Annotated in this window: 16 protein-coding genes; 10 read left to right on the top strand and 6 right to left on the bottom strand. The window is 69.6% G+C overall.

The window, feature by feature from the left end; translation table 11 throughout:
• Positions 1 to 129: 129 nt before the first annotated feature.
• From ACFOSH_RS21105 to ACFOSH_RS21090, 4 genes are read right to left on the bottom strand one after another with little or no spacing between them, the layout of a single operon-like run.
• A complete protein-coding gene (locus ACFOSH_RS21105) occupies positions 130 to 429 on the bottom strand; it encodes a hypothetical protein (protein ID WP_378240738.1) in 300 nt (99 codons plus the stop codon).
• Between the two features lie 57 nt (positions 430 to 486).
• The gene (gene meaB, locus ACFOSH_RS21100) at positions 487 to 1,485 is read right to left on the bottom strand and encodes a methylmalonyl Co-A mutase-associated GTPase MeaB (protein ID WP_378240737.1); all 999 of its coding nucleotides are present in this window, start codon (positions 1,483 to 1,485) and stop codon (positions 487 to 489) included.
• Between the two features lie 3 nt (positions 1,486 to 1,488).
• Positions 1,489 to 3,657 carry a methylmalonyl-CoA mutase gene (scpA, locus tag ACFOSH_RS21095; protein ID WP_378240736.1) on the bottom strand — a complete coding sequence of 723 codons (2,169 nt, stop codon included), beginning with the start codon at positions 3,655 to 3,657 and terminating at the stop codon, positions 1,489 to 1,491.
• Positions 3,657 to 5,528 carry a methylmalonyl-CoA mutase family protein gene (locus tag ACFOSH_RS21090; RefSeq protein ID WP_378240735.1) on the bottom strand — a complete coding sequence of 624 codons (1,872 nt, stop codon included), beginning with the start codon at positions 5,526 to 5,528 and terminating at the stop codon, positions 3,657 to 3,659. Before ACFOSH_RS21090 ends, scpA begins: the two co-directional genes overlap by 1 nt.
• A gap of 193 nt (positions 5,529 to 5,721) precedes the next feature.
• Between ACFOSH_RS21090 and ACFOSH_RS21085 the strand changes: the two genes are divergently transcribed.
• The gene (locus ACFOSH_RS21085) at positions 5,722 to 7,494 is read left to right on the top strand and encodes a serine/threonine-protein kinase (RefSeq protein WP_378240734.1); all 1,773 of its coding nucleotides are present in this window, start codon (positions 5,722 to 5,724) and stop codon (positions 7,492 to 7,494) included.
• Here ACFOSH_RS21085 and ACFOSH_RS21080 read toward each other — a convergent pair.
• Positions 7,474 to 8,115 (bottom strand): MerR family transcriptional regulator, encoded by a 642-nt coding sequence (locus tag ACFOSH_RS21080; protein ID WP_378240733.1) that lies wholly within the window; start codon positions 8,113 to 8,115, stop codon positions 7,474 to 7,476. The two genes, ACFOSH_RS21085 and ACFOSH_RS21080, sit on opposite strands and share 21 nt — an antisense overlap.
• Positions 8,116 to 8,235: 120 nt before the next feature.
• Between ACFOSH_RS21080 and ACFOSH_RS21075 the strand changes: the two genes are divergently transcribed.
• Genes ACFOSH_RS21075 through ACFOSH_RS21065 form a run of 3 tightly spaced genes read left to right on the top strand, consistent with a single transcriptional unit; the run spans position 8,236 to position 10,416 of the window.
• A complete protein-coding gene (locus tag ACFOSH_RS21075) occupies positions 8,236 to 9,210 on the top strand; it encodes a hypothetical protein (protein ID WP_378240732.1) in 975 nt (324 codons plus the stop codon).
• Entirely contained in the window at positions 9,207 to 9,638 is a 432-nt protein-coding gene (locus ACFOSH_RS21070; protein ID WP_378240731.1) for an ABA4-like family protein, read from the top strand. The genes ACFOSH_RS21075 and ACFOSH_RS21070 overlap by 4 nt, the downstream gene beginning before the upstream one ends.
• Positions 9,631 to 10,416, top strand: coding sequence for a purine-nucleoside phosphorylase (locus ACFOSH_RS21065; protein ID WP_378240730.1), 786 nt, complete (start codon positions 9,631 to 9,633; stop codon positions 10,414 to 10,416). Before ACFOSH_RS21070 ends, ACFOSH_RS21065 begins: the two co-directional genes overlap by 8 nt.
• Before the next feature lie 70 nt (positions 10,417 to 10,486).
• Here ACFOSH_RS21065 and ACFOSH_RS21060 read toward each other — a convergent pair whose 3' ends face one another.
• Entirely contained in the window at positions 10,487 to 11,644 is a 1,158-nt protein-coding gene (locus tag ACFOSH_RS21060; protein WP_378240729.1) for a glycosyltransferase, read from the bottom strand.
• 29 nt (positions 11,645 to 11,673) lie between these two features.
• Between ACFOSH_RS21060 and ACFOSH_RS21055 the strand changes: the two genes are divergently transcribed.
• The 6 genes from ACFOSH_RS21055 to ACFOSH_RS21030 all read left to right on the top strand — a co-directional run bounded on the left by ACFOSH_RS21055 (position 11,674) and on the right by ACFOSH_RS21030 (position 17,343).
• Entirely contained in the window at positions 11,674 to 13,320 is a 1,647-nt protein-coding gene (locus ACFOSH_RS21055) for a phospho-sugar mutase (RefSeq protein ID WP_378240728.1), read from the top strand.
• Position 13,321: 1 nt separating this feature from the next.
• A complete protein-coding gene (locus ACFOSH_RS21050; RefSeq protein ID WP_378240727.1) occupies positions 13,322 to 13,774 on the top strand; it encodes a flavodoxin family protein in 453 nt (150 codons plus the stop codon).
• Positions 13,775 to 14,103: 329 nt separating this feature from the next.
• Positions 14,104 to 14,496, top strand: a complete 393-nt coding sequence (locus tag ACFOSH_RS21045; protein WP_378240726.1) for a helix-turn-helix domain-containing protein — start codon at positions 14,104 to 14,106, stop codon at positions 14,494 to 14,496.
• Positions 14,493 to 15,014, top strand: a complete 522-nt coding sequence (locus ACFOSH_RS21040; RefSeq protein ID WP_378240725.1) for a hypothetical protein — start codon at positions 14,493 to 14,495, stop codon at positions 15,012 to 15,014. The genes ACFOSH_RS21045 and ACFOSH_RS21040 overlap by 4 nt, the downstream gene beginning before the upstream one ends.
• Complete coding sequence (locus tag ACFOSH_RS21035) at positions 15,011 to 16,144, top strand: MAB_1171c family putative transporter (protein WP_378240724.1); 1,134 nt, start codon at positions 15,011 to 15,013, stop codon at positions 16,142 to 16,144. Before ACFOSH_RS21040 ends, ACFOSH_RS21035 begins: the two co-directional genes overlap by 4 nt.
• A complete protein-coding gene (locus ACFOSH_RS21030; RefSeq protein ID WP_378240723.1) occupies positions 16,141 to 17,343 on the top strand; it encodes an amidohydrolase family protein in 1,203 nt (400 codons plus the stop codon). The genes ACFOSH_RS21035 and ACFOSH_RS21030 overlap by 4 nt, the downstream gene beginning before the upstream one ends.
• The last annotated feature ends 262 nt before the right edge of the window (positions 17,344 to 17,605 follow it).

The following is a 17,605-nucleotide window of genomic DNA, read 5'->3' as shown; positions in this document are numbered from 1 at the left end:
CACCATGCAGATGACAAGCCGCTCGTCGAGTGATCGAGCCCTAGACGGCCGGTAGTGGATCTGCGTTGAACGGCTACGAGGAGTTCAGCCCGGGCTAAGCGGAGAGTCCTTCTACTTACCGGTAGCGGTTCAGGACTTCTTCTTCTTGGAGCGGGAGCGACGGCCGAGGATCACCAAGCCCAGCAGGATGGCCGCGATGATGCCCGCGATGACCTTGTTCTTGGTCTCCTGGCTGTTGGCCTTGTCGGTCTCGGCGGGGTCGAGCACCGGTCCGGGCGGCGCCTGCTGGAGCACCTCGTGCACCGCCGCTGCCTGCGCGATCGCCGGCGCGGGCGCCTGGATCTCACCGGCCTGCGCGGCGGGCGCGCAGACGATCAGCCCGGCGGCGACCAGTCCGGCCAGCCGCCCGAGACGAGACCTTGTAGGCATGACTCCCTTTCGTCGACAGAGCGCGCCTTCGATTCTGCACTCTGCCGGGTTCCCGCGTCAGCCGCCACGCGGAGGACCGGAGAACGCCTCCAGAATCCGTTGCGCGGCCAGCGTCGGAGTCAGTTCACCGTCCCGGACCGCCCGTTCGACGTCCGGAACGACCGCTCGCACGTCCGGATGCGCGGCGAGCCGCCCGAGCAACTGTTCGCGGACCATCGACCAGGTCCACTCGACCTGCTGCCGCCGTCGCCGTCCGTCGAGTTCGCCGGACGCGGTCAGCACGTCGCGGTGCCGCCCGATTTCGGCCCACACCTCGTCGAGTCCGACGTCGGTGAGCGCGCTGCAGGTCAGCACCGGTGGGGTCCACTCGGCGTCGCGCCCGTAGATCATCCGCAACGCGCCTGCCAGCTCGCGGGCGGCGCGCTTCGCGTCGCGCTCGTGGTCGCCGTCGGCCTTGTTGACCGCGATGACGTCGGCGAGTTCGAGGACACCCTTCTTGATGCCCTGCAACTGGTCGCCGGTGCGGGCCAGGGTCAGGAACAGGAAGCAGTCGACCATGTTCGCCACGGTCACCTCGGACTGCCCGACCCCGACGGTCTCGACCAGCACGATGTCGTACCCGGCGGCTTCCATCAGCACGATCGTTTCGCGCGTCGCGCGCGCGACACCGCCGAGAGTGCCCGAAGTCGGCGAAGGGCGGATGAACGCCTTCGGGTCCACCGCGAGCCGCGCCATCCGGGTCTTGTCGCCCAGGATCGAGCCGCCGGTCCGCGTCGACGACGGGTCGACGGCCAGCACGGCGACCTTGTGCCCGGCCTCGGTCAGATCCGTGCCGAGCTGGTCGATGAAGGTCGATTTGCCGACACCGGGGACGCCGGTGATGCCGACCCGCCGCGCGCCGCCCGCGTGCGGGAGCAGCTCGACCAGCAGCTCCTGCGCCTGCGCCCGGTGGTCTTCGCGGCTGGACTCGACGAGCGTGATCGCCCGCGACAACAGGCCGCGGTCGCCCGCGAGGACGCCCTTGGCCAGCGCTTCGACGTCGATCTTGCGCGGCAACGCTCAAGACTCCTGTGCGGTCAGCTGCCCGATCAGGTCGATCGCCGCGTCGGCGATGACCGTGCCGGGGCCGAAGATCGCCGCCGCGCCCGCCGCGCGCAGTTCCTCGTAGTCCTGCGGCGGGATGACGCCGCCGACCACCACGATGATGTCCTCGCGGCCCTGTTCGGCGAGTTCCGAACGCAGTGCGGGGACCAGCGAGAGGTGCCCGGCGGCCAGCGACGAGACGCCGATGACGTGCACGTCCGCCTCGATCGCCTGCCGCGCGACCTCGCCCGGCGTCGAGAACAGCGGGCCGACGTCGACGTCGAAACCGATGTCGGCGAAGCCTGTCGCGATCACCTTCTGGCCGCGGTCGTGACCGTCCTGGCCCATCTTCGCGACCAGGATCCGGGGACGGCGGCCTTCCTCCTCGGCGAACTTCTCGACCAGTTCGCGCGCCTGCTCGACGTTCTCGGCCTTGCCGACCTCCTCGCGGTACACACCGGAGATGGTACGAATCTGCCCGGAGTGCCGCCCCCAGATCTTCTCCAGCGAGTCGGAGATCTCGCCGACCGTGGCCTTCGCCCTGGCGGCGTCGATGGCGAGCGCGAGCAGGTTGCCGTCCGACCGGGCGCCCGCGGTGAGCCGCCGCAGCGCGTCCTGCGTGGCGTCCTCGTCCCGCTCTTCGCGCAGCCGCCGCAGCTTCTCCAGCTGCTGCGCGCGCACTCCCGCGTTGTCGACCTTGAGCACGTCGATCTGCTCGTCGTCGGTGACCTGGTACTTGTTCACGCCGATCACGGGCTGACGGCCGGAGTCGATCCGCGCCTGCGTCCGCGCCGCGGCCTCTTCGATACGCAGCTTCGGGATGCCGGCGTCGATCGCCTTCGCCATCCCGCCCGCCTGCTCGACCTCGCGGATGTGGCCCCACGCCTTGCGCGCGAGGTCGTAGGTCAGCTTCTCGACGAACGCGCTGCCGCCCCACGGGTCGATGACGCGCGTGGTGCCGGATTCCTGCTGCAGCAGCAGCTGCGTGTTCCGCGCGATGCGGGCGGAGAAATCGGTCGGCAGCGCGAGTGCCTCGTCGAGGGCGTTGGTGTGCAGCGACTGCGTGTGGCCCTGGGTCGCGGCCATCGCCTCGACACAGGTGCGGACGACGTTGTTGTAGACGTCCTGCGCGGTCAGCGACCAGCCCGACGTCTGCGAGTGGGTCCGCAGCGAAAGCGACTTGGCGCTCTGGGGTTCGAAGCCCTTCACCAGCTTCGCCCACAGGAGTCGCGCGGCGCGGAGTTTCGCGACCTCCATGAAGAAGTTCATCCCGATCGCCCAGAAGAAGGACAGGCGCGGCGCGAACTTGTCGACGTCCAGCCCCGCGTCGACACCGGAGCGGATGTACTCGACCCCGTCGGCGAGCGTGTACGCCAGCTCCAGATCGGCGGTCGCCCCGGCTTCCTGCATGTGGTAGCCGGAGATGGAGATCGAGTTGTACTTCGGCATGTTCCGCGAGGTGAACGAGAAGATGTCCGAAATGATCCGCATCGACGGCTGCGGCGGGTAGATGTAGGTGTTGCGGACCATGAACTCCTTGAGGATGTCGTTCTGGATGGTCCCGGCGAGCTTGTCCGGCGAGACACCCTGTTCCTCGGCCGCGACGACGTACAGCGCGAGCACCGGCAGGACGGCGCCGTTCATGGTCATCGAAACGCTCATCTTGTCGAGCGGGATGCCGTCGAAGAGCTGGCGCATGTCGTAGATGGAGTCGATCGCGACGCCCGCCATGCCGACGTCACCGGCGACGCGCGGATGGTCGGAGTCGTAGCCGCGGTGCGTCGCGAGGTCGAAGGCGACCGAGAGGCCCTTCTGCCCGGCCGCGAGGTTGCGGCGGTAGAAGGCGTTCGATTCCTCGGCGGTGGAGAACCCCGCGTACTGGCGGATGGTCCACGGCTGGTTGACGTACATCGTCGGATACGGGCCGCGCAGATAGGGCGCGATACCGGGATAGGTCCCGAGGAAGTCCACTCCGGACAGATCGTCGGCGGTGTAGACCGGCTTGACGCCGATGCCCTCCGGCGTCTCCCAGGCGAGTGCGTCGGGGCCCTTACCGGTGGTGGCGTGCAGGGCTTCGGTCCACTGAGGACGGCCGGCCGGTTCGGGGGTGCCCAGCTCGACGCCGGCGAAGTTCGGGATGGTCATCACTGCACTCCGAGCTCGTTCAACGTGCCGGTCAGGACTCCGAGGGCGTCACAGCCCGTGAAGAGATAGCCCGTGACGTCCGGGTGGTCGCCGGGTTTTCCGGCGAGAAGCACCGACGTGGCGCCGGCTTCCTTCAAGGCCTTCGCGACGCTGTCGGCTTCCTCCGCGTAGGAAGTGTTGCTTCCGCAGAGGCAGGCGACCTTCGTTCCGCTGGCCCGGAATTCCGCGACAATGCCGTCGATGTCCTCGGGGGCGCCGGGGTTCACGGCCTCGATCCCGCCCGCCTGGAACAGGTTCGCCGCGAAACTCGCCCGTCCGGTGTGCGCCGCGACCGGGCCGAGCGTGGCGAGGAAGACGCGAGGTCGGCTGGGATGCGCGTCCGCCCGGTCCCGCAGCGCCTCGAAGGCCCCGGCGTACCGGTACCGGGGCAAGCCGCCGTCCGGCAGGTCCACGACGGGATCGCGGACGACCGCCTTTTCGGTCAGGTTGGGGAATTCGCTGACGCCGGTGATCGGGTCGCGACGGGTCCCGATCCGCTTCGACCGCTTCTCCCAGGTTTCGGCGAGCCGTCCGGCGAGCGCGCCGGAGGCCAGTTCGGCCTCGATCCCGCCCGCCGCCTCGATCGCGGTGAACTCACGCCACGCGGCCTTGGCCAGTTCGTCGGTGAGGTTCTCGACGTACCAGGAGCCGCCCGCCGGGTCGATGACACCGGCCAGTTTGGACTCCTCCAGCAGGACGGCGTGCGTGTTGCGCGCGATCCGCGCGGAGAACGCGTCCGGCTGGCCGATCGCGGCGTCGAACGGGAGCACGGTGATCGCGTCCGCGCCGCCGACCCCGGCACCGAAACAGGCCAGCGTCGTGCGGAGCATGTTCACCCACGGGTCGCGCTGGGTCAGCATCGCGGGCGAGGTGACCGCGTGCTGCCGCATCCCCGCACCCTTGCCTCCCGAAACCTCGGTGACCCGGGCCCACAGGCGCCGCGCGGCGCGGAACTTGGCGATCGTGAGGAACTGGTCGGCCGTGGCGGCGAGCCGGAACTCGAGCTGCCCGGCCGCGGTGTCGACGTCCAGCCCCGCCTCGGTGAGCGCCCGCAGGTACGCGACGCCCGCGGCGATGGTCGCGCCGAGCTCCTGCGCGTCCGAGCCGCCCGCCTCGTGGAACGGCAGGCCGTCGGCGACGATCGTCCGCACCTTCGGGTGACTCTTCGCGACCCGGGCCGCGAGCCGCGCGGCGGGCGCGAGGGGATGCGCCGTTCCGGTGCGCGCGGTCAGCCCGATCGGGTCGGCGCCGAGGGTCGCGGTGACCGCGCTCGCCGGGATCTCGCGTTCGGCGAAGAGCTCGAACAACTCGTTCGCGGCCGCTTCGTACTCTTCACCCGCGTCGAGCGTGACGGGCGCTAGGTCGACGTAGACCTCGTTCAGCGCGTCGCCCAGCTCCGCGACGGGGACCCCTGTCGCGCCGGCGCGCAGCCAGATCGAGCTGACGCCGCCTTCGAGGTCGGCGAGGATCGCGGTGTTGGTGACCTTGGCATCGCGGCGCGCGTACCGGGCGCGGATGTCCCAGCCCGTCGTCACCGAACCCTCGGGCCGGGCGTTCCTCACGAACGGCGGAAGCCCGGGGAAACCGGCTCCGTCGGCCACGTCATCGGCGGTGTAGAGCGGCTGGATCTCCAGACCGTCGTACGTGCGCGTGACCAGCTTGCTTTCGGGCAGGCCTTCGAAGGTCTCGTCGATCGCGCCGCCCTTGCGCAGCACTCCGGCGACGAGCTCCCGCCACTGTTCCCGGCTCGCTTCCGGGAACTCCGCCGCGAGCTCCAGCGCGTCCGGCTCGTCGGGGGTCGGCACTGACTCCGTCTCGGCCACTTCCGTCATAGCTCACGATGCTAACGGCCCCTAACAGCCCCTACCTGTGACGCTAGTCGCGCCCGAAGGGTGGTCTTGAGATCGGGCGGGTCCTTCACGGCCCCGCGGCCGACGCCTCACAAGACGTGTCCGCTCAGGTCCGTTCGGTCGGCCAGGGCACGGCGAATAGGCCTGCCACGGGGGCATACGCCACAATTGGGTCGTGCCGCCCGACACCACCGAGTCCCCCGAGAGCCCCGGCGAAGAGAAGCGTGTCGTCGCCGGGCGATATCGGTTGCGCTCGGTGATCGGCTCCGGCTCGATGGGCACGGTCTGGTCGGCCTACGACGAGTTCCTGCACCGCCCGGTCGCGGTCAAAGAGGTCCGCCTCCCGCCGGGCGTCCCGACCTCGCAGGCCGACGAACTGCGCGAACGGACCCTGCGCGAAGCTCGCGCGATCGCCGTTCTGAGTCACCCGAACGTGATCATCCTGCACGACGTCGCGCGCGAGAACGACGAACCGTTCGTGGTGATGGAGCTGCTGCCGTCGCGCAGTCTCGCGCACATCCTGCGCGACCACGGGCCGCTGACGGTCGAGCAGGCGGCGGCGGTCGGCATCGCGGTGGCGTCCGCGCTCGAAGCCGCGCACGCCGCCGGGATCACCCACCGTGACGTCAAACCGGGGAACGTCCTGGTCGCGGGCGACGGCCGGATCAAGCTCACCGACTTCGGCATCGCGCGCAACGTCTCCGAAGCCACCATGACCCGCACCGGGATGATGCTGGGCTCCCCCGCCTACATCGCGCCCGAGGTCGCCTCGGGTGGCGCTGTCGTCCCCGCCGCCGACCTGTGGGGGCTCGGCGCGACGCTGTTCGCCGCCATCGAGGGCTCGCCGCCCTACGACGCCGACGGCGACCCGCTCGAAACGGTCGGCAAGGTCGTCAACGGGAAGGTGCCGAAACCCGGTCCCGGTCCGCTGTCCGACGTCATCGGCGCGCTCATGAAGAAGGAGCCTTCGAGGCGGATCACGCTGCGCGAGGTGCGGCGCCGCCTGTATCCGTTGCATGCCAAGACGCTGATCGACCTGTTCCCCGCCGAGCTGTTCCACACCCCCGACGGCAAGAAGACCACCGCGCATCTGGACGCGACCGACACCCAGGTGATCAAGCCGGTCGCCCTGGTGAAGCCCAGTGAGGGCACGAGCTCCGAACTCGCCGCCGATCCCGGCCCGCTGCCGTTCCTGAACCAGCCCGCCGCGGCGCCCGCACCGCCGGCCGAACTCCCGCCGATGCCGACCGTCCTCCCGCTGCCGCCACGCCCGCCGGGCCGGTCCACGGTGGCCAACGTCTTGCTGACGCTCGCGTCGGTCGTCGTCTTCCTGGTGGCGGCCGGGGGCGGGTTCGTGCTGGCCAGGACCGTCGGCGGGCAGGATCTGCGGCCTCCGGAGGAGCAGCAGCAGGGCGACACGATCGTCACACAGCCGCCGCCGAAGCTGATCACGCAGCAGGGTGACGCCAGCACGGTGAACGGCCTCAAGGGCGGCCGGTTCACCATCGGCGTCCCGGAAGGCTGGCAGAAGTTCGTCGCGCCGCACGTCACCAAGGGCGTGCCGAGCACCGTGGTCCAGTACGTCTCGCCCGACGGCCGCCAGGTCATCCGGATCGAGCGGCTGAGCGGTTTCCTGGCCGACAGCCCGCCGCCCGCCTACTTCAGCTGGCTGAAGTCCCAGCATCCGGAGATCGCCCCAGTCAAGGAGCCGGACACCGTGCCCGGCCGGGGCGACACCAGCCTGCGCTACACCTACCGGATGGCCGAGCGCTCCGCCGCGACGAAGGACACCACGAACCAGAGCGTCACGCGCACGACGTTCATGGACCTGTTCAGCGGCGGCACGGATCTGTGGATCTTCTCGGTGACCTCACCGATCGAGCAGGAGACGTCCACGAAGACCGCGGTCTTCGAGCCCGTCGCCCTGTCACTCATCGTCGACGGCTAGCCGCGCGAAGTACGCCTTCGAGGCACGTTGCTGCGCCAGCCTGCGTAGCACCGAAAGCAGCCTGTCGCCGAGAACGGTCTCGACGACGGCGATCTCGATGATCCGCTCCAGCGATTCGACCCCGGCGATGCCTTCGAGGTCCAGGTCGGCGGTCCGGTCGGCGATCTCGGCGTAGGCGTCGAGCTTGTCGAGGTACCAGCCGTGCCCGACGTCCCGGATCGCGCACAGGACACCGACCAGGGCCTGGATGATCGGGTCTTCGGGATCCTTGCAGGGCCAGTCGCGGCGCTCGGCCAGGTCGCGGACCGTGTCGAGGGCCCATTCCCGGCTTTCTTCGTCGACGACCTGACGAGAGCTCGTGATGCCCTCCTGGGCGATGCCGAGGATGCGGTGGGGACTGGCCTTCCCCTCGTCGACCGCGGCGAGCACCTCGCCGACGGTGGCGAGCGAGAGGCCGCCGACGTCCATCAGCGCCCTGATCAGCTTGATCCGCTGGACGTGCCCCTCACCGTATTTCGCCTGGTTGGGGCTGGTTCGCTCGCCCGGCGGGAGCAGCCCTTCCCGCAGGTAGTACTTGATCGTGGCGACCGGGATCCCGGCTTTTTCGCTCAGCTCCGCCATCCGCACGCGTGGTGACTCCGATCTCGGGGACGGTTCCAGGGTCTTCCCTGAAGACTTCTCAGGATAGATAGTCTAACTTCCCATAACGGAGAGCTTGACTATCCATTCCGGGAGGGACCCATGACCATCTTGACCGATCTCCGTGAGAGAACCCGCACCTGGCATCGCGGCGCGTATCTCTGCGCCCAGGCCTTCGCCGTGATCACCGTGCTGTGCGTCCTGGCCATGCTGATCGACCAGCGGACGCTGAACGGCGCGCCGCTCTGGGCGAAACCGTTCAAGTTCGCCGCCTCCGGCTCGCTGTACTTCTTCAGCTGGAGCTGGCTCGTCTCGCTGCTGCCGAAGTTCCGGCGGACGGCGAGCGTGCTGACGACCGTGCTCGTCGTGATCTTCTCGGCCGAGTACGCGCTGGTGGTGTTCCAGGCCGCCCGCGTCCGCGCGAGCCACTTCAACAACGCGACCCCGCTGGACAACACGATCTTCCAGACCATGGGCGGGATGATCGCGGCGCTGTGGATGATCAACCTGCTCCTGACGATCGCCGTCATGTTCACCAGGCTCCCCGACCGTGCGACGAGCTGGGCGGCCCGGATCGGCGCCCTCCTCGGCATGATCGGGATCTCGCTGGCGACCCTGATGAGCAGCCCCACCCCGGACCAGCAGGCCGTACTCGACGCGACCGGCCAGTCCGCGATGATCGGCGCGCATACCGTCGGCCTCCCCGACGGCGGCCCCGGCCTGCCGATCCTCGGCTGGAGCACGGTCGGCGGCGACCTGCGGATCCCGCATTTCCTCGGCCTGCACGGACTCCAGGCGCTTCCGCTGCTCGCGCTCGCCCTCGGCGTCCTGGCCACCCGCTACCCGCGGCTGCGCGACGACGTCGTCCGGGTGCGCCTGGTCATCATCGCCGGCATCGGTTACGCGGGCCTTCTCGCGGTGCTCACCTGGCAGGCTCTTCGCGGCCAGTCGATCGTCGCCCCCGACGGCCAGACGCTGACCGCCTTCGCCCTGCTCATCGCCGGCGTCGCGGTTAGCGGGCTGATCGCGATCGGGCGGCCCGCGAAGGACCGGGAGCTGGAGGCCTCCGTCCGATGACCGTCGAGACCCTGTTCACCTGGACCTTCCCGCTGTCGACGCCCTTCTGGCTGCTGATGATCTTCCTGCCGGGCTGGTCGTGGACGCGCCGGATCATGTCCTCGCCCTGGACGCCGCTGCTGCCGCTGATCCCGTACTTCGTGCTCACGATCGCGCACCTCGGCGAACTGTGGGCCGTGGTCAGCCGTCCGGACCTGGACGTGCTCAGCGCGTTCACCGGCACGCCGTACGGGGCGGCCACGATCTGGGCGCACCTGATCGCCTTCGACCTGTTCATCGCGCGGTGGATGTACCTCGAATCGCGCGAACACCGGATCCACCCGCTGGTGACGGGCCCGATCCTGGCGCTCACGATCTTCCTGTCCCCGTTCGGGCTGGTGGCGTTCCTGCTCGTGCGAACTGTCCGGATACGCTCGTCGCATGAGTGAGAACGAGGTCGCGGCGGCCGCCGCCATCGCCGAACGCACCGGCGTCGAGAAGCACGACATCGCCGTCGTGCTCGGTTCGGGCTGGCGCCCGGCGGCGGACGTCATCGGGGAGCCCGAGGCGGAGATCCCGCTGGGCGAACTGCCCGGATTCGTCGCCCCGGGCGCGGTCGGGCACGGGGGAACCGCCCGGTCGGTCCGCGTCGGCGAGAAGCGCGCGCTGATCATGCTGGGCCGTACGCATTTCTACGAGGGCAAGGGCATCGACCCGGTCGTGCACAACGTGCGCACCGCCGCGGCGGCGGGCGCCAAGACGGTGCTGCTGACCAACGCGGCCGGTGGCCTGCGCGAGGGTTTCCGCGTCGGGCAGCCGGTGCTGATCTCCGACCACCTGAACCTGACCGCGCGCTCGCCGATCGTCGGCGCGAACTTCGTCGACCTGACGGATCTCTACTCGAAGCGGCTGCGCGACGTCGCGCGCGAAATCGACCCTTCGCTGGAAGAGGGCGTCTACGCGGGACTGACCGGGCCGCATTTCGAGACCCCGGCCGAGATCCACATGCTGCGGACGCTCGGCGCCGACCTCGTCGGCATGTCGACGGTGCTGGAGGCCATCGCCGCCCGCGCCGCCGGGGTCGAGGTGTTCGGGCTGTCGCTGGTGACCAACCTGGCGGCCGGGATGACCGGGGAACCGCTGAACCACGAAGAGGTCCTCGAAGCGGGCCGCCAGTCGGCCACCCGTATGGGCACCCTGCTGAAGGAACTCGTCACCCGCGCCTGAGAAGTGTCATGAAAGGGTCGTTCAGGACGTTTTTTGTCCTGAACGACCCTTTCATGACATCCGGGGAGACTCAGCCCGCGAACTCGGGAAGCCGCTGGGCGACCTCCGCCGGTGACGGCATCGCGGCGACCTCGTCGGCGAGTTTCCGTGCCGCGCCAAGGACAGTCTCGTCGGTGAGCAGCCTGCGCGCCTGCTCGTGAATGGCGTCCTCGACGATGCCGTCCCCGATCAGCTGCGCGCCCACCCCGGCCGCGGTGACGGCCTCGGCGTTCGTGAACTGATCCGCCCCCTGCGGAAGCACGAGCTGCGGCAGCCCGGCGCCGAAGGCACCCAGCGTCGTCCCGCTGCCACCGTGGTGGACCACGAGGTCGACATGCGGCAGGAGCTCGGCCTGCGGCACCCACGCCTCGACCCGGACATTGCCCGGGACGTCGCCCAGTCGCGCGGGATCCACCGTCGGGCCCGCCGCGACGATGACGTCCGCGTCGATCCGCGCCAGACCGCTGATGGCCCGCTTGAGCACGCCCTCGTCCCCGAACGCGGTGCCGAGGGTGAGGTAGATCAGCGGACGGCTCTTGTCCCGACCCAGCACGCCGGCCGGGAGGTCCCCTGGCTCGGCCCAGCCGACGGGACGCAGCGGAATCCTGTTCGCACCGGCCAGGAAATCCGGTGATTGCACCGATTCCGGACAGATGTCGACGACCGGGTCGCCGTAGGAGGGCAGGTCCGCGCCTTCGAAACCGACCTCCGCGGCGAATTCCGCGAGACGGCCGTTGATGACGTCGACGACCTCGCCCGGCGAGAACCGGCCGAAACCGTGTCCGATCGCGGGAACGCCGGCGCGCCGGGCGGCGATGGCGCCACCGGCGTTGCCGCTTTCGTAGACGACGAGATCCGGCCGGTGCCGCTCGATCAACGGCGTGAGATCGGCCAAGAACCGCCGCGGCAGCACATTTCCGAATACCTGCCCGATAACGGGATAAAACTCCTCGGGCGGGCCGTTCGAGGCCCGGGGCGGGGCGGCGTCGGGACCGAAGAACGAAGCGAACGCCTCGCGCATCCCGAATCCGGCGCTTTCCGTGGCCAAACCGGCCTTCTCGACGACCGGCCGCATGTCGTCACCGGTGGCGAACAGCACATCGTGCCCGGCGTCGCGAGCGGCGACGGCGAGCGGTAGTAGGGGATAGAGATGACCATGACTCACCAGAGAAGTGAAGATCAATCGCACCCTCTCCAACGTACCCGTAGGCTGACTCGGTGACGACTTCCTTGACCCCGGGACTCCGGGATCGGGCGTTCCGCTGGATCGCCGACGACCCGGACGACGATTCCCGTGTCGAGCTGCAGAACATCCTCGCCCGCGCGATGGGCGGGGAAGACGGCGCGGCGGGCGAGCTCGCGGACCGGATGTCCGGCCCGCTCGAATTCGGCACCGCCGGACTGCGCGGCCCGGTGCGCGCGGGCCCCAACGGGATGAACGTCGCGGTCGTGACCCGCACCACGGCCGGTGTCGCGGACTGGCTGGCCACGCAAGGACATTCGGGCGGTGTCGTGGTGGTCGGCCGCGACGCGCGGCACGGTTCGGAAGCCTTCGCCAAGGCCGCCGCGGAGGTGCTGACGGCCGCCGGTTTCGCGGTGAAGGTGCTGCCGGGGCCGCTGCCCACGCCGATACTCGCGTTCGCCGTGCTGGACCTCGGCGCGGTCGCGGGTATCCAGATCACCGCGTCGCACAATCCCCCCGCCGACAACGGCTACAAGCTCTACGACGCGACAGGCGGCCAGATCGTCCCACCGTCGGACGGCCTGATCGAGGCCGCCATCGAGGCCGCTCCCCCGGCGATCAGCGTGCCGCGCGCGCCGGGCGCCGAGGTACTGGGCGACGAACTCCGGGACGCCTACCTCGCCAAGGTCGCGCTTCTGCCGCGCGGCCCGGAACGCGGGATCAAGGTGGCCGCGACGGCGTTGCACGGTGTCGGCGCCGAGACCCTGCGCGCCGCGTTCGAACGGGCCGGTTTCACCGGGCTGAGCCTGGTCGCCGAGCAGTCCACGCCGGATCCCGACTTCCCGACGGTCGCCTTCCCGAACCCGGAGGAGCCGGGCGCGACGGATCTCTTGCTGGCGCTGGCGTCCGAAGTGGACGCCGATCTGGCCGTCGCGCTCGATCCCGACGCCGACCGGTGCGCGCTGGGCGTGCGCGAACGGGACGGTTCGTGGCGGATGCTGCGGGGCGACGAGACCGGCGTCCTGCTCGGCTGGCATGTGCTGTCCACTGTGGACAGAGCGAACTCGGCGGATCCGCTGGTGGCGACCACGATCGTGTCGTCGTCGATGCTCGGCGAAGTCGCGAAGGAGTTCGGCGCGCGCTACGCGGAGACGTTGACCGGGTTCAAATGGCTGGTCCGCGCGGGCGACAGGCTCGTGTTCGCCTACGAGGAGGCGCTCGGCCTCTGCGTGAACCCCGGTTTCGTGCGCGACAAGGACGGCATCTCCGCCGCCGTGCTCGCCGCGGGGCTCACAGCTTCCCTGCGCGCGGCGGACCGCGGCCCGCTGGAAGTCCTGGACGAGCTGGCCGTGAAGCACGGTGTGCACGTGACGGATCAGGTTTCGCTGCGGGTCACCGACCTGTCGGTGCGGGAGAAGCTGATGGCCGGTCTGCGCGCCGCTCCCCCGGCGTCGCTGGGCGGCACCGACGTCACGATGGAGGATCTCCTGCCCGGCGCCGACGTCCTGCGCCTGACCGGTGAAGGCCTGCGCGTCGTCATCAGGCCTTCCGGGACCGAGCCGAAGCTGAAGGCGTACCTGCAGGTGAAGGAGCCGGTTTCGGGCGATCTCGCCGAGGCGCGCGCCGCCGCGGATGCCCGGCTGGCCGCGCTCCGGGCCGACATCGAGTCCCGGCTGGCCTGACGTGCCCAAGCTGCTGATCGTCCACCACACGCCGTCGCCCTCGACGCAGGCGATGTTCGAGGCCGTGCTCTCCGGCGCGAACCATCCGGACATCGAGGGCGTCGACGTCGTGCGGCGTCCGGCACTGGGCACGACAGTGCCCGACGTCCTCGACGCGGACGGCTACCTGCTCGGCACCCCGGCGAATCTCGGCTACATGTCCGGCGCGCTGAAGCATTTCTTCGACACCGTCTATTACCCGTGCCTGGATTCCACGCGGGGGCGGCCGTTCGGGTTCTTCGTGCACGGCGACAACGACACCGCCGGCACCGTGCGCGGCGTCGAGAGCATCACCACCGGCCTCGGCTGGGAACGCGCGGCTTCCCCGGTGCTCGTCACCGGAGAACCGGGCAAAAAAGATTTGGAAGCCTGTTTCGAACTGGGCGGCACTCTGGCCGCGACCCTCATGCCCTGAGTGAAAGTAAAGGGGCCTGTCACCGGAAGCCCTGGGGGTCGACCTCCGGCAACAGGCCTAGGCCAAGGGTTCGCCGTGATGGCGATCAACCTTGGCTGCCCAAGCGTACTACATCCGGCACGATCTTGTGCACCCACCTGGAAAAACGCCCCTCACTCCGTTGTCCGTACACCCCCAGGGCACGGATTCCGGAGCGAGAGGCCGGAACACGGTCCGAAACCGCTTGACAACTGTAAACCACTGCATACATAGGCTGTCAACAGCTGCGGACAGGCTGAATCGCGTTACACTCCCACTACAGAACGGAACTATGGAACGGATGGGGGGTCATGACGCCGTACCAGACCTTCGCCCAGAAACTGACCGCGCTGATCGACTCGGCGCGCGCGGACGAAGGCGCCCCGCACAGTTATCGCGAGTTGTCCGCGGCGATCGACCGCGCCGGCGGGCCCGCCATGTCACCCGCGTACCTCCAGCAGCTCGCCACGGGCAAGCGGATCAACCCGAAGATCCACTACGTCGAGGCGCTGGCGAGGCTGTTCGGCGTCCCGATCACCTACTTCTTCGAAGACCAGGAAGCGCAACCCGCCGGGGAGGCGACGCTCATGGCCATGCGCGCGCAGGAGCTCTCCCCGCAAGGACGGCGCCAGGTCATGGACCTGCTGGAACTGGTCGAGCGCTACGAACGCGCGGAGCGCGACCAGCCGGGCGAAAGCCGATGAAGGAACGGGAACTCCGCAAGCGCTGCCGCAAGATGCTGAACAAGCTCGACATCGAACCGCCGCTCGACGTCGGCGTGCTCTGCGAGCGGCTCGGCGAGCAGCGCGGCAGGCCGATCCGACTGATGCCGTATCCGCTGGAGGTCCCCGGCCCGTTCGGCTGCTGGATCGCCACCGGTTCGGCGGACTACATCTTCTTCCAGCAGGAGACCACGAAGTCCCATCAGGACCACATCATCCTGCACGAACTCGGGCACATGCTGGCCGATCACCATCCCGGCGGCGACGCCCAACCCGCCGATTTCCTGCGCGGGCCCGCCCCCGGACTCGACGGCGACGCCGTACACCGCGCTTTACGCCGCACCTCCTACGATGAGGCGCACGAATGGGAAGCCGAGACCGTGGCGACCATCATCCTCGAATGGGCGTCGGTCTTGAACTACACGATTCCCCGTCGCGCCGACGACGATGACGTCCGCCGCGTCCAAGGCGCGCTCGGCGACCATCAAGGGTGGCTGTGAACTCGCTGTTCTCCCCTCTCAACGTCGTGGCGATGGCGCTGTTCGCGACCGCGCTCGCCTGGCGGATCTACCAGACCTACCGGGCGCCGCGAGTGCTGCCGAACTGGGCGATCACCATCACGATCGTCTGCGTCGCGGGCTCCTTCCTCGCCCAGCAGAAGGTCATCTCCGGCTGGCTCGACGGGCTGACGGGCAGAGGCACCGGGCGTCTGGTCAACAACGTCCTGCTCGCCATCGGGGTCTGCGCGCTGCTGATCGTCTTCCTCGGTTCCGCGCTGGGCCCGCGCAGGCCGAGGCGGGTCCTCTTCGAGCTGATCCCGCTGTCCGGCGCGATCGCGCTGATGCTGGTCGCGATGGCCCTCACCCCGCCGGAGGCACGCGGACTCGCGCTGAGCCCGAAGCTCGTGCACGAGCCCGGTGTGGCGCTGTTCTACCTGGGCGCCGGGCTGTACCTGATCTACGGCCTGTCCGCCTGCGCCTGGTGGATCTTCCGGTACATCCGCACCGCGGACCGCCATCTGCGGACCGGGCTGAAACTCAGCGCGGCCGGACTGCTCTGCCTTTCGGTGGGCAGCGTCTTCCGCGCGCTCTACATCGTGATCGCCTGGGCGTTCGGGCCGTCGATCCCGCTGCTGCTCACCGTCGCCGTTCCGTTGGTACTCCTCGGGATCGTGCTCTTCCTCGCCGGGATCACCTATCCCGGCGCCCGCGCCCGGTTCGCCGCGCTGCGCCGCCGCCGCCAGCACCGGCTGCACCACGAACGGCTCACCCCCCTGTGGACGGCGCTGGCCGGGATCTACCCGAACATCGTGCTGCGGACCACGCCGCAGGGACCGTGGGAGCGGTGGCGCCCGCGCACGGTCCACCGCCGGTACTACCGCCGCGTGATCGAGATCCGGGACGGGCTCGTGCAGCTGAGCCCCTACCTGGAGACGGATCTCGCCGCGCTCGCCACCGACGATCCGCGGGCGGCGGCGGAGGCACTGAAGACCGCGATCGCCCGGCAGACCGCGGGCGAGGAGACCGACGGGCGGGCGAAACTCGTGCTCCCCGGCGGCGCTTCCGACATCGAATCCGACGTGCGGCCGCTGCTCGCGCTGTCGGCCGCCGTCTCCCGGAATGAGGCTTGACCTTGCAGCTGTTGCTGACGGCGGACCGGATCCTGCCCCGTCCTGGCACCCCCGTCCAGGACGGCGCCATCCTCATCGAGGGCGACAGGATCCTCTCGGTCGGCCGGCGCGCCGACGTCGTGGCGCAGGCGTCACCGGACGCCGAAAGGCTCGACTTCCCCGGCGCGACGGTGCTGCCCGGCCTGTTCAACGCCCACGTGCACCTGGCTTTCGACGCCACCCGCGAGATGCTGCCGAACTTCCTGACGAGCCAGGACGACGTTCTCCGCGCGGGCGCCAAAGACCGCTTGGGACAGCTGCTGCGCAGCGGCGTCACGACGGTGCGGGACCTCGGCGATCGCGACGCCTTGGGCGCGCGGGTCCGGACGGAGCTCGAAGCCGAAGGGGTCGCCGCTCCGCGCCTGCTGACCGCGGGATCGCCTCTGACAGTCCTCAATGGACACTGCCATTTCTTCGGCGGCGAGGTCGCCGGCGACGACGCCGTCCGGGCCCTGATCGACGCCAACGCGGCTTCCGGCGCGGACGTGATCAAGGTGATGGCCAGCGGCGGCCAGATCACCGAGGGCGGCGCGGACATGTGGGAGTCCCAGTTCGACGTCCGGGCCCTGCGCCTGATCGTCGAGCACGCGGCGGCCCACGGGCTTCCGGTCGCGGCGCACGCCCACGGCGCCGACGCGATCGAGGCGTCGGTCGAGGCGGGCGTGGCCACGATCGAGCACTGCACCTGGATGACCGGCCCGCAGCGGCAGGACAGGCGCGAAAACGTCGCCAAACGAATGGCGGCCGAGGGCATCGCGGCGTGCTCGACGAGCAGCCGCAACTGGCGGACGCTGGCCGAGCGCATGGGCGAGGAGCTCGCGAAAACCGTCTACGGCAGGCTTTCCTGGCTGGAGGAACTGGGCGTCCCGCTCCTGGCCGGAACCGATGCCGGGCTGCCCGGTTCGGTCTTCGACGATCCCGTCGGCGCCCTCGAACTCTACGAATGGCTCGGCTTCGGCAGGCGCCGGATCCTCGAGATCGCGACCGAGGACAGCGCCGCCGGACTCGGCCTCGGCGACGTCACCGGGCGGCTTGCCCCCGGCTTGAGCGCCGACGTCCTGGTGGTCGACGGCGATCCGCTCGCCGACCTTTCCGCCCTCCGGAACCCGCGCCTGGTGCTCGCCCGCGGCTCCCGGGTCGTGAGTGGCGATTCGGCTTAGGGCCAAGGGTGTCCTAGGTACCTGCTGGGTTCTGGCTGCGCTTGATCCCAGTCCGTGAAGGGCCCCTTACCTACCCTGACGAGGCTGTTGCGTTTTCGGATTGGGGTTCGTTGGTGTTGGTGGGGCGGGGCCGGAGGCCCTGCCCCATCACACTGTCTGTGGGGGGCCCAGTGTTTTCCGGACAGCTGCTTAGTTGCTAATTTTACGCTGCGAGCTGTCGGTTCAGATACTCGGCGTGGACCTCGTGTGGGGTCTTGTAACC

Source organism: Amycolatopsis speibonae (assembly GCF_042647925.1).
GTDB classification, from domain to species: domain Bacteria; phylum Actinomycetota; class Actinomycetes; order Mycobacteriales; family Pseudonocardiaceae; genus Amycolatopsis; species Amycolatopsis speibonae.
The sequence above is the reverse complement of the archived record's forward strand: the minus strand, read 5'-3'. Positions and strand labels throughout refer to the sequence as shown.